At 60.0% G+C, this 15,481-nt stretch carries 13 protein-coding genes; 5 read left to right on the top strand and 8 right to left on the bottom strand.

The features are described 5' to 3' along the window. Positions 1-28 precede the first annotated feature (28 nt). Entirely contained in the window at positions 29-1,657 is a 1,629-nt protein-coding gene (locus tag DC522_RS02955) for a hypothetical protein (RefSeq protein ID WP_116527215.1), read from the top strand. Positions 1,658-1,662: 5 nt separating this feature from the next. Here DC522_RS02955 and DC522_RS02950 read toward each other — a convergent pair whose 3' ends face one another. Next, complete coding sequence (locus DC522_RS02950; protein ID WP_165820031.1) at positions 1,663-2,829, bottom strand: glycosyltransferase family 87 protein; 1,167 nt, start codon at positions 2,827-2,829, stop codon at positions 1,663-1,665. 176 nt (positions 2,830-3,005) lie between these two features. Between DC522_RS02950 and DC522_RS02945 the strand changes: the two genes are divergently transcribed. After that, positions 3,006-4,187, top strand: a complete 1,182-nt coding sequence (locus tag DC522_RS02945) for a YihY/virulence factor BrkB family protein (RefSeq protein WP_116527214.1) — start codon at positions 3,006-3,008, stop codon at positions 4,185-4,187. Positions 4,188-4,347: 160 nt separating this feature from the next. On the opposite strand, the gene DC522_RS02940 is transcribed toward DC522_RS02945, so the two are convergent. The 7 genes from DC522_RS02940 to DC522_RS02910 form a co-directional block, all read right to left on the bottom strand. After that, the gene (locus DC522_RS02940) at positions 4,348-5,382 is read right to left on the bottom strand and encodes a UDP-glucuronic acid decarboxylase family protein (RefSeq protein ID WP_116527213.1); all 1,035 of its coding nucleotides are present in this window, start codon (positions 5,380-5,382) and stop codon (positions 4,348-4,350) included. 115 nt (positions 5,383-5,497) lie between these two features. Further along, on the bottom strand, positions 5,498-6,607 hold the full coding sequence (locus tag DC522_RS02935) for a glycosyltransferase (protein ID WP_205769482.1): 1,110 nt from the start codon (positions 6,605-6,607) through the stop codon (positions 5,498-5,500). Continuing rightward, positions 6,604-7,698, bottom strand: coding sequence for a glycosyltransferase (locus tag DC522_RS02930; protein WP_116527212.1), 1,095 nt, complete (start codon positions 7,696-7,698; stop codon positions 6,604-6,606). The genes DC522_RS02935 and DC522_RS02930 overlap by 4 nt, the downstream gene beginning before the upstream one ends. Further along, complete coding sequence (locus DC522_RS02925; protein WP_116527211.1) at positions 7,695-8,807, bottom strand: glycosyltransferase; 1,113 nt, start codon at positions 8,805-8,807, stop codon at positions 7,695-7,697. Before DC522_RS02925 ends, DC522_RS02930 begins: the two co-directional genes overlap by 4 nt. After that, positions 8,804-9,940, bottom strand: a complete 1,137-nt coding sequence (locus DC522_RS02920; RefSeq protein ID WP_205769480.1) for a glycosyltransferase family 4 protein — start codon at positions 9,938-9,940, stop codon at positions 8,804-8,806. The genes DC522_RS02925 and DC522_RS02920 overlap by 4 nt, the downstream gene beginning before the upstream one ends. A 69-nt stretch (positions 9,941-10,009) precedes the next feature. Next, on the bottom strand, positions 10,010-11,128 hold the full coding sequence (locus DC522_RS02915; protein ID WP_116527210.1) for an SDR family NAD(P)-dependent oxidoreductase: 1,119 nt from the start codon (positions 11,126-11,128) through the stop codon (positions 10,010-10,012). Further along, on the bottom strand, positions 11,125-12,237 hold the full coding sequence (locus DC522_RS02910) for an NAD(P)-dependent oxidoreductase (protein ID WP_116527209.1): 1,113 nt from the start codon (positions 12,235-12,237) through the stop codon (positions 11,125-11,127). The genes DC522_RS02915 and DC522_RS02910 overlap by 4 nt, the downstream gene beginning before the upstream one ends. A gap of 425 nt (positions 12,238-12,662) precedes the next feature. Between DC522_RS02910 and DC522_RS02905 the strand changes: the two genes are divergently transcribed. The 3 genes from DC522_RS02905 to DC522_RS02895 are packed head-to-tail and all read left to right on the top strand — an operon-like array spanning position 12,663 to position 15,479. After that, entirely contained in the window at positions 12,663-13,751 is a 1,089-nt protein-coding gene (locus DC522_RS02905; protein WP_116527208.1) for an inositol-3-phosphate synthase, read from the top strand. A gap of 13 nt (positions 13,752-13,764) precedes the next feature. Further along, complete coding sequence (locus DC522_RS02900; RefSeq protein WP_116527207.1) at positions 13,765-14,373, top strand: histidine phosphatase family protein; 609 nt, start codon at positions 13,765-13,767, stop codon at positions 14,371-14,373. After that, positions 14,370-15,479: a glycosyltransferase gene (locus DC522_RS02895; protein WP_116527206.1), complete on the top strand. Its 1,110-nt coding sequence runs from the start codon at positions 14,370-14,372 to the stop codon at positions 15,477-15,479. Before DC522_RS02900 ends, DC522_RS02895 begins: the two co-directional genes overlap by 4 nt. Positions 15,480-15,481: the final 2 nt, after the last annotated feature.

Genomic DNA, 15,481 nt, shown 5'->3' with positions numbered 1-15,481 from the left:
GGTTGTGGCTTGGGGGTGGACCTTGACCATGACAGCTTGGACGCAACGCTCAGTCTCTGTCGCGCTGCTTGTGATTGCCATAGCTGCAGTTTGCTCCTTCATGCTCGCCTGGCCTGGGCAAACGGTCACAACCAAGTATGTGAACGATCTCTTCATCTTCCTTGACGGCGTTCACCGTATCCAGCTTGGCCAAGTTCCCAACCGTGACTTTCACACGGCTCTTGGCCCACTCGTTTATTATGCGCCCGCTGCCGGCTATTGGCTTTCGGGAAGCTTCGGAGGCGCCATGCCGGTAGGCATGGCACTCCTCGTCATAGCCCTCGCGCTACCGGCGGCTCATATTCTCAGCTCGCGCCTGAGACCAGCCATCGCCTTTCCGCTGGCCTTCTGCCTTATTCTGGTTGCCGCAGCGCCGATCAATCTTGGCGAGAGCATCGGCGCCCTCTCCTTCGCCATGTTCTATAATCGCATTGGATGGGCAGCACTTGGTTTTCTGCTCGTTATGTATCTCCGTCCTGAGCGCCCCTACCGCTATCAGCGCAGCCTCGATGCTTTAAGCGCGGCCTTCCTCGTGGTCCTGATGCTGTACATCAAGATCAGCTACGGGATCGTCGGAATAGGCTTTCTCATCCTTCTCCTTCTCGGTACACGCGAGCGCCTGTGGGCGCTTGCCGCGCTCGGCCTTGTGATGGCGACCTGCCTCGCCGTTGAAGTCTTCTGGCAGGGGACGAGAGCTCATATCGCCGATCTCCTTCTCGCCGGAGAGGTGAGCGGCAGCTTGAAGACCCTTGATGCAATAGCCCAGGTTCTGTTTCGAAACCTGGCTGATTTCGTAATCTTCGCTCTCTTCGCGGGCCTTGTCCTTTGGCGCACGAGAAGCATCCGCGATCTGTTGTTCTTCGGCTTTTGTGCAGGATCCGGCTATCTGCTGATCATGCAGAACTATCAGAACTGGGGTGTGATGACTCTTGCAGCTGGCGCTGCCGTTGCGGTGGAGCTGTTGGCTCGCGCCGGCGGTCCGGCTGCGGACAAGTGGCGATCGTCCTTGACTGTCGGCGCTCAGCTCCTCCTCTTTGGGTTCGTCCTTCCGGGGAGCCTCCACAATGCGGCTGCCCTTGGTCTCCATACCGGATTATCGAGCCTGGATCAGGGAGAGGCCGTACCTCTTCCGCACTTCCGCGAGATCAAGCTGGCCCACCTTTGGAATGAGGGAGATTATGGCGCCTTCGCCCGTTATCTCGCCAGCATTGCGGATGGCGCGAACGCCTTGTCGAACTTGAAGCACGAGAGGGATCACGTGATGGTTCTCGACTTCGTGGGCCCCTTCTCTGCCGGCCTTGGCCTCGCCGCGCCTGAAGGAGACAGCACCTGGCATCATTGGGGGCGCACGCTGAATGAGGACAGCCACCCGCCCGCAAAAGCGCTCTTCCGCGATGTTCGGATCGTCATGGAGCCCAAGTGGCCTGTCGACAGCGCCACGGCAGAAGGCCTCAAGGCTATCTACGCCGAATATCTCGAAGATCGCTATGAGCTTGCGCGGGAAACGGCGGATTGGAAGGTCTATGTCCTGCGCGCGCCACCTGCCGAGACGGTCAGTCGATACCGGGGCTTTTCACCCGACGATCCGAACGTCAGGCTTCTGCCCGATGGGGGCTGACCATCTTACGAAGGAGCAGCAACACCGCACAAGCGAGGCAGAGCCAATTTCCCCTGCGAGCCCATACGCCGTCCCCGCCATTCATTGGCTACAAGGATGACAAGGCAGAGCACCATGGCCCAGCCGTAGACGGATCCGGTGGTGAGTTGGATCCATCTCGGCTCCGTGAGCTGATCGATGACGAACGGCACCGGCACAAGGAGCAGCAGGGCAACGATGTGCATCACCGGCTTATGCCAGTAGCTCCAAATCACCGGCAGCAAAAACAGCGTGTAGTGGATCCAGCCGAGAGGCGAGGCCAGGAGCGATGCCACCAAGCCAAGAGCGCTAGCTGCCATCACGCCAGGACGCAGCCAGTAAGCCCACACCGCCAGGGCGCTCAAGAGGGCTAATCCTGCAAGCATACCGAGCATCGGCACACCCGCACGGGTGGCAAGGCCCAAGAAGGACGCATTGGTCAGGAAGAAGGCCCGCGCGCTGTCAGATGCGATCAAAGCAAACCATTGCTGATAGACTTCCGGACCGTACAGCACGAGGGGTATGGCGCTGATTACCGTCGCGGTTCCAACGGATACGAGCGCTGATACGCGGTAGCCGGACAGAAACAGCAAAGCAGGCCAGACCAGAAAGTTCGGCTTCAGGGAGACGATAACTCCTATGAGGATCCCAGCAGCAACAGCACGGCTCCGTTCCAGCAACAGCCAAGCTGCGACGCCTGCAAACACTAAAGGCAAATAGATCTGCCCGAGAAAGAGCGTGTCCCAAAAGCCTGCGAGGGCGAAGGCCCACACGGCGAGGATAGGAGCCTGCAGATTCCAGAAACGCCGGATGAGGAGGAGTACGGCTGCTGCATAGAAAGCGATCGAGATCCACCGCCAAACTTCGAACGCTGTTTCGGGATCTGCCACGTCGAATAGCTGAAAGAGCAGTGCCGAGATGGGAGGGTTGAGATTGGGATTCCAGGATTCGAAGCCTGGCAGTTCGACTCTCAGGGTCAGCGGGTAGATTCCGTAAGGATCCAATCCCTCAGCCGCAGCCCGGCCGGAGGCCACGAAGGAACCGAAATCCCACAGGCCATCTCCATAGGCGATACGAGGGAATTCGGACCGGATCGCAAGTAAGGCGAGAAGCAGAACAAGTCCATTAGCAGCCCAACGTGCGAATGCCGTCATCAGCCTATCCCGACTAAGAGAACCTGAGCCGCTGGATCTAGCGCCGTGCCTTGCTGCGCCCAGCCCCCGCGAGGACACCCATCCTCGGGTTGTGGAACTCGTGACTTCGCGACGAGGTTTACGGGTGAGCCAAGCCTTGTCCGGTTGGCGAGTGATAAGTGAGGTCCAGTCCGACGATGGCGAATAATCCAGCCGTTCAGCAACCAGGTTCATCCCACCCCCCCTCTGCAATGGCGACCATGGCCGCGGTCGTTGTCGGCTGGGCTCTCGTCAGGCTGGTCGCCGGTGGCGAGCGCCATCCCGCGCCTGTCTCGGGCAGGCCTATGGATCGGCAGACGGGCCAAGCTCGGCAACAGCCTGATACCGGCTTTTCCGAAAAGCAGCACGCCAATCCCCACGCAGCGGCAGCGGAGAAAGGCCGCGGACGTGAGGCCGACAGGCCGACGGAAATTCCTGCGAAAGGCTGGAAGGACATTCTCTGGCGCACCTATGAGGAGTTCGGCAAGGACCGCGTCACCTCTGTTGCGGCAGGCGTCACCTATTATGCGCTGTTGGCCATCTTCCCAGCCATTGCAGCCTTGGTTTCCATCTACGGCCTCTTTGCCGATCCGGCTACGATCCAGGACCATCTGAATGCGATGTCCGGTGTTCTTCCGGGTGGGGCACTCGAGATCATCAGCGATCAGGTCAAGCGCATCTCCTCTCAAGGTGGAGGCGCGCTTGGCTTTGGCTTCATCTTCGGCCTTGTTCTCTCTCTCTGGAGCGCGAATGCCGGCATGAAAGCCGTCTTCGATGCGCTCAACATCGTCAATGACGAAGAAGAAAAGCGCAGCTTTATCCGCCTCAATCTGGTTTCACTTTCTTTCACTCTTGGTGCGATCCTCTTCATTCTCTTTGCCCTCGGCGGCATCGTCGTCCTCCCGATCATTCTCGATTTCATCGGTCTTGGTAGCGGAACGGAGTGGCTCCTTGCCATCATTCGTTGGCCGGTTCTCCTCATCGGCGTCACGCTGGGCCTGTCTCTGATCTATCGCTTCGGGCCGAGCCGCGACAAAGCCGAATGGCGCTGGGTCACCCCCGGCGGCCTTATCGCCGCCGTTCTATGGATCGCCGTGTCGATGCTTTTCTCGTGGTATGTCTCGAACTTCGGCAGCTACAACGAAACTTACGGCTCGCTGGGTGCAGTTATCGGCTTCATGACCTGGATCTGGCTGTCGAGCATCGTCGTGCTGCTAGGAGCCGAGATCAATGCCGAGATGGAACATCAGACTGTGAAGGACACAACCGAGGGCGCCCAACAACCCATGGGCACGCGCGGCGCGAAGATGGCCGACACGGTTGGCGTCGCAAAGGCCTGAACCGTCCTCGAACAATTTAGGACAGGCGCCCCTCTAAGGGGCGCCTTTCTGCATTCGCACGTAAGGTCGATCTCTTCAAAAGAGCAGCAATGTCTGGAGTAATAAAAGAGGCGCCGGTTCATACCGGCGCCTAATGCTTTCATAAGAGAGGTGCTTTACTCTAAGCCTGCCCCGCCGCGACGGCTCCCTGAAGCATCGTTGGAGCGCGAGCCGCCTTGGTGCTGCCGGAGCGTTCATCCGCGAACCAGGCAATGGTTTCCCTCAATCCCACATCGAGAGAAGTCTTCGGGGACCATCCCAGAAGCTGCTTGGCGAGAGCGATATCAGGCCGCCGCCGCCGGGGATCGTCTACCGGCAAGGGACGTGTGACGATCTGCGAAGATGAGCCCGTCATTGTCAAAACCTTCTGCGCCAGATCGCCTACCGTGAGTTCCACCGGATTGCCGAGATTGACGGCACCCGGGAAAGGTCCCTTGTAAGCCATGAGACGCATGAATCCATCCACGAGATCCGAGACGTAGCAGAAGGAGCGTGTCTGGCTTCCATCGCCATAAATCGTGATGTCGTCACCGGCCAGCGCCTGACAGATGACATTGGAGACGACGCGGCCGTCATCCGCGCGCATGCGAGGTCCATAGGTGTTGAAAATCCGCGCTACGCGAACATCGGCACGCTCAGCCCGGGCAAAGTCGAACGTTAGGGTTTCCGCTGCACGCTTTCCTTCATCATAGCAGGCGCGCGGGCCTGTGGGGTTCACGTTCCCCCAATAGCTTTCTGTCTGCGGATGAACTTCGGGATCACCATAAATTTCACTGGTAGAGGCCAGGAAAAAGCGCGCTCCGATATCCTCAGCGAGCGTGAGGAGATTGTGAGTTCCCACAACGCTGGTCAACATTGTGTGCTCAGGATCCGCCTGATAATGAGGCGGCGATGCAGCGCATGCGAGATTGAAGATCTCATCGAACTTCATCTTCTTGGAGCGCAAGCGGGACGGCACGGGCTTGATGATATCGCTGTCCACCAGATCGAAACGAGGCTCACGCTCAAGGTGCCTCAGGTTCTGCTTTTGACCCGTTTGAAAATTGTCGAGAGCTACCACATGAGCGCCTTCGCTCAGAAGGGCGTCGCACAAATGCGATCCGAGGAACCCGGCTCCACCCGCGACAAGGACGAGCTTGCTCTTGCCATTCTTCATGAAGACGATCTCCTTATCGGACCACCAACAACGGTCCGGAGGTACAAACCTTTATCGGTCCAACGTCCGAAGCTTGGCTTGGTTCACTGCCAGGCTCAGAATCTATTCACGACCTTCAGGCCCCCACTTCCATCGCGAGACGAAGTTCCTGCTGCCGGCGTCCCAGAGCCTCGATCAGATCCCGCTCCATGGAAGCAGCCCGATGGAAAGCCGCATGCTCAGCAAGAATTCTTTCCCGCGCCGCCTGCCCCATGGTGGAGCGCCGCGCCTCATCCCAACCCTCAAGCACCTGAACAACCTCGGCCGCTTGTTGAGCGAGGACGATCTCACATCCAGGCTCCAGGAGGGTCTCGATCCCGTCCCAACTGTCGGAAATGATCGGCGTTCCACAGGCTGCTGCCTCGAACAGGCGCACACTAGGGCTGTACCCCGCGCGAATCATGTCGGCGCGCGTGACATTCAGGGTGTAGCGGCTCGCGGCATAGAAGGCAGGGTGTTCGCTGGGAGGCACGTGATCAATGCGCTCGACGTTCTCCGGCCACACGATATCGGCAGGATATTGAGGTCCCGCCACGACGAAGCGCAGATGCGGCGCCCGCCTGGCCGGCTCGATCAGAAGCCGCTCGAGGGTCGGCTGCCGATCCGGGCTATACGTGCCGAGATAGCTCAGGTCCCATCGCTTCTTCTGATCGAGAACGGGATAAAGCTCCGGATCAACGGAGCAATAGAGTGCCCGCGCCGCAGGTGAGCCGTACCGGTCCATCAACAGGCTGAGCGTCGGACCACCGGTGAAGGAGAAATAAACGTCGTAGTTCGGGATCAGCTGGGGTGAGAGATATTCGTAATCGCCTCTCTCGAGCTTCGCCAGGGTCACCGGCGTATCGATATCGTAGAAGGCGACGACACTTCTTGCCGTCTTCTGCACCCAGCGCCCGACGGCCACACCCTCGGGCACGTAGGATCCGACGATCACCGCGTCGGCAGCAGCAATCGTTTCCCGGTAGCGCTCAAGGTCTTCAAGGCTCGCGTAGAACTCAAGATCGCAGAACTCCGGATCCATGAGATCCCGATGCGCCGCATACCAAGGCACGTCGCGCTCCAGAAAAAGCACATCGTGCCCACGCGCCGCGAAGGCCTTCAGCAGGGCTCGGAATGTCGTGGCATGCCCGTTGCCCCAGGAGGATGAGAGGCTCAAGCCCAGAACGATGACACGCAGCCCGCTCACGCGACGCTCCTCTCCCGCCTCTGCGAGGCGGCTTCGCGCAGAATGGTATCGACTTCGGCTCCTCTGCGGGCATAGGTGTGCTCAGCCATGATGCGCCGGCGGGCGGCAGCGCCGATGGCCCTGGCGCGCTCGGGCGTCAGGGTCTCCACATGATCGGCCACGTCCTTGCCGTCGCGGGCGACGAGAACCTCTTCCCCCGCTTTCAGGAAGAGCTCCAGACCAACCCAGGCATCCGTGATCAAGCACGCGCCCGCACCGGCGGCCTCGAACACGCGGGTTGCGGGGGAGTATCCCGTGGTCGCCATGGAGTCGCGTGCGATGTTGAGCACCGCCAGCGGACTCGTATTGAAGGCATTGTGGTCGCGCGTATAGACATGTCCGATATGGCGCACGTTCGCCGGCATGCCTTTCGTTTCCCAGCCATTGCCGCCGATCAGGAAGCTGCGCCCCGGCAGGCGCGCAGCCGGCTCCAGGAAGAACTGCTCGACGCGTGCCTCTCGATCCGGCAAGCGATTTCCGAGGAATGAAAGATCCGCCTTGAAGCGTTCATCGGCTGGAACCGGATGATGTGTCGAGGGATCGAGCGCGTTGTAGATCGGTATGCACCGACGGGCACCGAAACCTTCATACGCCTCGATGACCGGCGGGCCGCCGCCATAGGTCAGCACGAAGTCGAGAGCGGGCAGCGTGCGCCGCAAGGGATGATCCGGGCTCTCCCGCAGTTCCGCGAGCGTTGCCGGCGCATCCACATCCCAGAAAATGCGGATGGCATCCGGCCTGGAGGCCGCGACAACACCTTCGAGCAACTCGTTGTCGAAGACGCCGACACCGGAGGCCTTCACAACGACGTCGGCTTTTGCCGCTTCGGCCACGACAGCGCGCATGGCCTCTTCGGTCGCAGGATAGACCTTTACCTCCGCCCATTCCGGCGGCTCGATGTCGCGATGCTTCTGGCGATCGAAGGCATCAGGCTCGTAGAAGGTGATGCTGTAGCCACGCCGGGCGAGCTCGCTCAGCATGCCGCGGTAATAGGTTGCCGCGCCGTTCCAATAGGAGGAGAGAAGGCTGGAGCCGTAAAAGGCGATCTTCATGCGGACATCTCCATCGGCGCCGTAGCGCCGTAGGTTTCGAGAATGGTGAGGAGTTGTTCTGCGCGATGCGCACAGGAATGACGGTCGTGAATGGCAGCGAGCCCATTGGTCACGAGCGAGCGTCGAAGGTCGGCATCCTGACGGATTGCCGTGAGATGGCGCACCATCTCGCCCTCATTACGTGCGACGAGAAAATCAGTACCGGGATTGAAGAGCCTCTCCGAGTCATTCCACGGCGCAGAGACGAGAGGAATGCCGCAGGCCAACGCCTCGAAAACACGGATCGTGGGAATGCCAGGAAGCATATCGACATAGAAGCGGCGCGGCACATGCACGGTAGCCAGGTGCTTGGCGAATACCTCCGGCGCTCGGGCATTCGCCAGCCATCCGCGATAGGTCACGCCGTAGCGGGAAAGAGTTTCAAGGGCGTGCTCGGGATACCGTACGCCGTAAATCTCAAGCGGCAGGCCAAGGGTTTGAGCGGGGCGGAACAGGAACGTTTCCAGCTCCGTACTGCGCTCGTCATCGCCCCAGTTGCCGATCCAGACCAGCCCCTCGCGCTCTGTCTCGACAGCAGGTGGATGAAAAAGCCGGGTGTCAGCGGCCTCATGCCAGACGTGAACGCGGTCTCCCCAGCCCCATCGCCGATAGACCTCTGCGAGCGTCTCGCCGAAAGCGAGCACGCCGTCATAGCCACTGAGGTCGAACTGTCGGATTGCATTTGGATCACTGACGGCCCGGTGATGCGTATCGTGAAAGAGAAGCGTGAAACGTGCACCCTGGCGTCGTAACTTGCCGATGGCGGCGACGAACCACGGATCGTTCCACTCGTGCACGATCACCACATCGGCATCAGATATCATCTCTTCGAGATCAGCATCTGCACCGAACGTTGTTGAGGACAGTTCGGGATAAAGATTACGGTAGGCGTCCAGCCCCGCTTCTCCGTGGTCCTTCAGGAGATTCTCAAGGCTCCAGGCCCCCTGAGGCTCATAGGCTACGACCTCATGCCCACGATGGATGAGATCACGCAGAACGCCTCTCAAGAAGTGAGCATTGCCGTGGTTCCAGCAGGACGCGAGAGAATGCGTAAAATAGGCAAACTTCATGCAGCAGCCCCCTCCGGGGAGATCAGTTCGGGTCGGGACGGAAGCAGCGACCGGTAGGCCTCCAGAATGCCCGCGCTCATGGCTTCCACACTATAGGAAGCCGCTCGCTTCTTGGCGGCTTCTCCCAGTTGGCGGCGAGTAGATTCGTCAGATGCAAGACGATCAAGGACTTGCGCTAGAGCCTGATCGTCGTCAGGCACCACGAAGGCAGCTTCACCATCCCACAATTCTCGGAAGGTCGGGATATCGGAAAGCACGAGGGCGCAGCCGGCCTGTGCGGCCTCAAGCACAGCGAGCCCAAAAGGCTCATATTTGGCAGCTGAAACAAAGATCGGCTGCGAACTCAAATATCGGGCAATCTCATCGTCGCTCAATCGCCCAAGCGAAACAGCGTGATGAGCTTCAATCTTCGCTCCGTTTGGGCCTTTGAGCGGACCTGCTGCAAGGAAGGGAAGTGAAAGGTGCTCCGCGGCACGGTCGATTACTGCAAAATTCTTGCCGTCGTCCCATAATCGCCCGGCCGTGAATGCGAAGACATCGCGTGGTAGACACTCACCTGCCGGCATGGCTCGACGCCCATTCGGTACGACCGTAGGTGCCACTGCGAGGTTATAGGTACGAGCTGTCGCATTCGCGAAAGCTGCCGTTGGAGCCAGAAGCCTGTCGGCAACATGATATCCCTTGCGCACTAAGTCCGCCCGCCACACGAACTCGTCCGGCAGAGAACCGCCATGCACGGCCTCCCACCATGTCACGACACAGGAATGGCAGACGGCAACGACCGGGCAGTCATGATGGCCGCTCGCGGCAAGTGCCGGGCTGTTGAGGTGGACAATGTCTGGCTTGATCCGTGCAGAGAGACGCGCAATCGCCCGCCCGGCCTCCTCCACCTCTTGCGGCCTGTCCGCCGTCCAGTCGAGAGGGAGGTCTGTCGTAATCAGATCAATGCTCGCAGCCTCAGCCCTCCTTATTTGATCGTCAGTAGGCGCAGGACCAAGCACCGCGAGAGTTGTTTCGACGCCGTACGCGCGCAAGCCCTCGGCAACGTCCAGGGCATACTGCCAGACGCCCCCGACCGCGTCCGCTGTCATGAGCACGCGAAGAGAGGATGCGCCCTGTGTCGATACAGACATGTCTCTTCCAGCTCCCTCAGAACGAGCAGGCCTGATTAAGATCGATCAGTGAGACGCTCGATGCGCCTCTCATGACAGAGCGGCTGCCTCCTGAAGGCGTGAGCTTGGGCGAATCGCGCCGGCAAGCCCCCTCTCCTCCTGCAGCCATTGCGCCAGAGCAGCCACGCCCTTGCGCCACGGCGTCGGCGGTTTCAACCCAAGCACACGCGCGATCTGGCGCGTGTCGGACACGTAATAGCGCTGGTCGCCCGCGCGCCAATCGGAGTAATGTGTCTCCACGGGACGGCCGATGACCTCCTCGATATAAACGAGAAGCTGCCGCAGGCTGATTGCGTTCGACGGGCCGCCACCGAGATTGAAGGCGCGCCCTTGAACAGCGTCGATGTGCTTCCAAGCCGCCACATAGGCATCGACTGCATCGGAGATGTTAAGAATATCACGAACCTGACAGCCATCTCCGTAAATGGTTATCGGCTGCCCCTCCAGGGCACGAATCAGGAAATGGGCCACCCACCCCTGATCTTCCGTTCCCATCTGGCGCTGGCCATAGATGCAGCTCATGCGCAGAACGCAGGTGGGAATGCCGTAGGAGCGTGCATAATCCAGCACGTATTGGTCAGCCGCACCCTTGGAGCAGCCATACGGCGTATGGAAGTCGAGAGGACGTGTTTCACCGATTCCGGTGTCGCGAATGGCAGGATCACGCGGCACGTAAGAATCGTTTGTCATGTCGAGCTCCACATCAGCAAGGTCGCCATAGACCTTGTTGGTGGACGCGAAGACGAGAGGCACCATCCCGTTGCGCCTGCGCAGAGCATCGAGCAGGTTCAGCGTGCCACGAACGTTGATGTCAAAATCTTCGCGAGGATCGGCAAGGCTGGTTGTGACCGCTACTTGAGCGGCCATGTGAAACACTGCCTGCGCATCAGACGCCGCATCGGCCACAGCCGTCTCATCGCGAATATCGCCGGTGACGGCTGATATCTTCGCCGGGTGCCGCTTCTTCAGCCAATCCAGATTGCGATCAACCCCAGGACGCGCCAGGGCGTCATAGACGAGAACGTCATGGCCCTCGCTGGCGAAGCGATCTGCCAGATTCGAGCCGATAAATCCCGCGCCGCCTGTCACCAGAACGGGGTGGCGGCGAAGAATGGCCGGTGCGCCAATCTTTGAATCCGCGTCCTTCATGCGACGAGACCCCGTGCTTCGAGCTCCTTGCGGGCCTCCTGAACAAGGTCCTTGGCTTCCTGATGAGCAACCCATTCGGCGAGCTCGGACAACCCTTCCGAAAAATCCTTCTTTGGCTTATAGCCGAGTTCTTGGCTGATCTTCGTGATATCCGCAATGCAGTGACGGATGTCGCCAATGCGTGCCTTGCCGGCAATTTCGGGAGCAATCGGCTTGTTCATTGCTTGAGCCAGAAACTCGGCCACTTGCGAGACCGTGCGGTCCACGCCGCTTCCCACGTTGAAGACACCCCCCGGAGCCTTTTCATGCTCGAGCGCCAGCACGAAAGCCTGCGCCACGTCCTCCACATGCACGAAGTCGCGGCGTTGCTGACCATCCTCGAAGATCATCGGCGGCTGACCGTTGTGGAGTCGCGATGCGAAGATGGCGAGGACGCCGGTATAGGGATTGGATAAGGCTTGGCCCGGGCCATAGGCATTCCAGAGTCGAAGCGCCACACCTTCCATGCCATAGGCGGGACAGAGGGTGAGCGTCAGGCGCTCCTGCACATATTTGGAAAGCGCATAGACGGATGCGAGCGCCGGCTTCTTCCACTCAGGCGTCGGCACCGGAACGAGCGGACGTCCTTGCGCATCCAACGGGTCCCAAGGATCGCTCTCACTGGTGCGCGGGACACGCACCACATCTTCCATGATGTTCCCGTCGGCATCACGGTAGAGCCCCTCCCCATAGATGCTCATGGACGAAGCGACGACAACGCGCTTTACGGGGTTGTCGATGAGCTGCTGGAAAAGAACCGCCGTTCCGTAATCGTTGACAGAGACGTAGCGGTCGACCGCATACATGCTCTGACCAACACCGACTTCGGCCGCGAGGTGAACCACCTTCGTGGCTCCCTTGAGCGCCCTCAGGATCGCGGTCTCGTCACGCACATCGCCGACGATGACCTCCACTTCCGGGTCGAGGCTATCGGCCTGCGTCTTGTCGCCGTGAACCTGCTCGATGAGGCTGTCGAGCACGCGAACACGATGTCCACGCTCCAAGCAGGCTCGCGCAACATAACGGCCGATGAAGCCAGCGCCGCCAGTAATGAGGATCGTATCCGTCACGAGAGGTCTCCGGATCGGTTGAGGGCACGGTGCCAGAACTTGGAGATGGAGAATCCTGCTCCTCCGGCTGGAGAAGCGACGCGGGACATGCGCATTTTCCAGGCGGACGCAGGGCTTCAGGGCAGAGCACGGCGCGTGGCGGCCGCCCTAATCATCCCTCTCATAGCTTGGCATTTCACGGAGCAAACGCTCCATCATCATCTTTGTTCCTTAAGCCTGGGCCTTGGCCGTTCAGGCCCACCTCTAGTTCGGGCGCATATTCCCGAGGACAAGAGTCTCAAGCCAAGAATCGTTCAGGGAACAACAAACACTTTTGCTGCGTTGACGGCCAAGCTTCGGGAAAGTGACCGGGCCCCCTGCCTGCCGCCTGTACCGGAATACGACCGGAAATGGAGCCGGCGAAGGCCTCATCAAGGAGATCCGTTATGAGCTCACGAAAGGTCCGCGTCGGAATTGTCGGCGTCGGCAATTGCGCCTCATCCTTCGTGCAGGGTCTCTCCTATTATCAGGATGCCAAGAGCAATGAACCCATCCCCGGCCTGATGAATGCCGAGCTTGGCGGTTATCATGTCAGCGATGTGGAGATCTCCGCAGCCTTCGACGTGAATGCCTCGAAGGTGGGGCGGGATGTCTCCGAGGCAATCTTTGCCGAACCCAACAACACGCAGCGCTTCGCCGCGGTCCCTAAAAGCGGCATCGTCGTCAATCGCGGCAAAACCCTTGACGGCCTCGGCAAGTATCTGCGCGACGAGATCGAGGAATCACCAGAAGACGAAGCGGACGTCACTGAAGTTCTGCGCCAGTCCAAAACGGATGTGCTCGTCTCCTACCTTCCGGTCGGATCACAGAAGGCAACCGAATGGTATGCCGAGCGCGCTCTGGAGGCAGGATGCGCTTTTGTGAACTGCATCCCTGTCTTCATCGCATCGAACCCCGAATGGCGAAAGCGCTTCGAGGATCGCGGCCTTCCGATCGTGGGTGACGATATCAAGAGTCAGGTCGGGGCCACCATCGTGCATCGCGTCCTCGCTAACCTGTTCCGGGAACGTGGCGTGCGTCTTGACCGGACCTACCAGCTCAATTTCGGCGGCAACACGGACTTCCAGAACATGCTCGAGCGCGAGCGTCTGGAATCGAAGAAGATCTCCAAGACGCAAGCTGTGACGAGTCAGCTCGATATCCCTCTTCCTCCAGAAGATGTGCATGTAGGACCCAGCGATCACGTGCCGTGGCTCATGGACCGCAAGTGGGCCTATATCCGCATGGAGGGCACATCCTTCGGCGGCGTTCCGCTGAATGTGGAACTGAAGCTCGAAGTCTGGGACTCGCCCAATTCCGCCGGCATCGTCATCGACGCCGTGCGCTGCGCCAAGCTCGCCATGGACCGCAAAATCGGGGGAGCGCTCACCGGACCGTCAAGCTACTTCATGAAGTCTCCTCCGCGACAGTTCACGGACAGCGAGGCGCGTGAGAGAACGCTGCGCTTCATTGAAGGCGTTGACGAAGAGGCCTGAGGAGACGCCCAGCGTGACCACCACCTTTTTCCTCGTGCGCCATGCTGCCCATGACAGAGTGGGAACGGTATTGTGCGGCCGGATACCTGGTGTGACGCTCGGCGATCTGGGCAAGACGCAGGCGCGCAGCCTTGCGGAACGTTTTGCGAATGAGAAGAACGAGAAGGTGGCGTGCATCTGCACAAGCCCACTCGAAAGAGCCGTCGAGACGGCAGAACCCATAGCGGCCCGTCTCGGCAGACCTCTCAAGCAGTCTGAAGGCATCGCTGAGATCGACTTCGGTGGCTGGTCAGGCAAGAGCTTCGACGATCTCTCCGACGACCCGCGTTGGCATGCATGGAACAGCAGTCGCAGCACGAGCCGCCCACCCGAGGGCGAGACGATGCTGGAGGCGCAGGCACGCGTCATCCATGCTATGGAGCAGCTGCGAAATCTTTATGCCGAGCGCTCCGTCATCCTTGTGAGCCATGGCGACGTGATCAAGGCAGCTCTTCTGTACCATCTTGGCATGCCGATTGACGCCTATTCCCGTTTCGAAATTTCGCCCGCTTCCATCAGCACGCTCGTCGTCGGCGACTGGGGCTCAAAAGTTCTTCGCATGAACGAGGTGATCGCCGCATGAAGCTGGTCGTGTTCGGGCTCACCATTTCCTCCTCCTGGGGCAACGGCCATGCCACCCTTTGGCGCGGCTTGTGCCGATCGCTCGCACGTCAGGGGCACCGAGTCGTTTTCTTCGAGAAGGATGTGCCCTACTACGCCTCGAGCCGAGACCTTTTCGTGATCCCGAACGGCGAACTCATTCTCTACGATAGCTGGGACGCGATCAGAGACCGTGCGAGGGCCGAGCTGGCCGATGCCGACGCGGCGATGGTGACCTCTTACTGTCCTGATGGGATCGAGGCTACGGATCTTGTCCTGGATACGCCGCGCGTGGTGCGAACGTTTTACGATCTCGATACGCCAGTCACCTTCTCAAAGCTTCAAGCCAAGGAGCCGCTCACCTATATCGGCTCGCGTGGCCTGGGCGCGTTCGATTTGGTCCTCAGCTACACAGGTGGAGGTGCCCTGGACAAGCTGCAATCGGAGCTTGGGGCGCAGCGCGTGGCGCCTTTGTATGGGCATGTGGACCCGGATGTTCATCACCCCATCTCTCCAATCTCTCATTACATCTCCGATCTCTCCTATCTCGGCACCTATGCGGCCGACCGGCAGACTGCTCTGCAACGGCTCTTCATCGACCCGGCTGGCATGCGCCCGCAAAGGCGCTTCTTGATCGGCGGCGCTCAGTATCCGGACGATTTCCCTTGGCAGTCGAACATCCATTTCGTACGGCACTTGCCCCCATCGGAACACCCAGCCTTCTTCTCGTCGTCACGACTGACCCTTAATATCACGCGCCAGGCCATGGCCGAGATGGGGTGGTGCCCTTCGGGACGCCTCTTCGAGGCCTCGGCCTGTGGTGTTCCTGTCCTCTCCGACGATTGGGAGGGTCTCGACAGCTTCTTCGAACCTGGCAGCGAGATTCTCATCGCACGCACGACCGAGGATGCAGTCGCTGCGCTCGATCTGTCCGATGCCGAGCTGAAGCGCATCGCACGCGCGAGCCGAGAACGCACGATGGCGGAGCACACGTCCGAACATCGCGCCCGGGAGCTTGAGGCCCTGCTGGCGAGCGCCAGCTCTCCCCCGCCATCGACCGGAAGATCCACAGCTATGATGGAGGCTTGAAC

It is taken from the genome of Microvirga sp. KLBC 81 (assembly GCF_003075415.1).
GTDB lineage: Bacteria > Pseudomonadota > Alphaproteobacteria > Rhizobiales > Beijerinckiaceae > Microvirga.
Note: the sequence above shows the minus strand (reverse complement) of the source record. Positions and strands in the feature narration are given on the sequence as shown.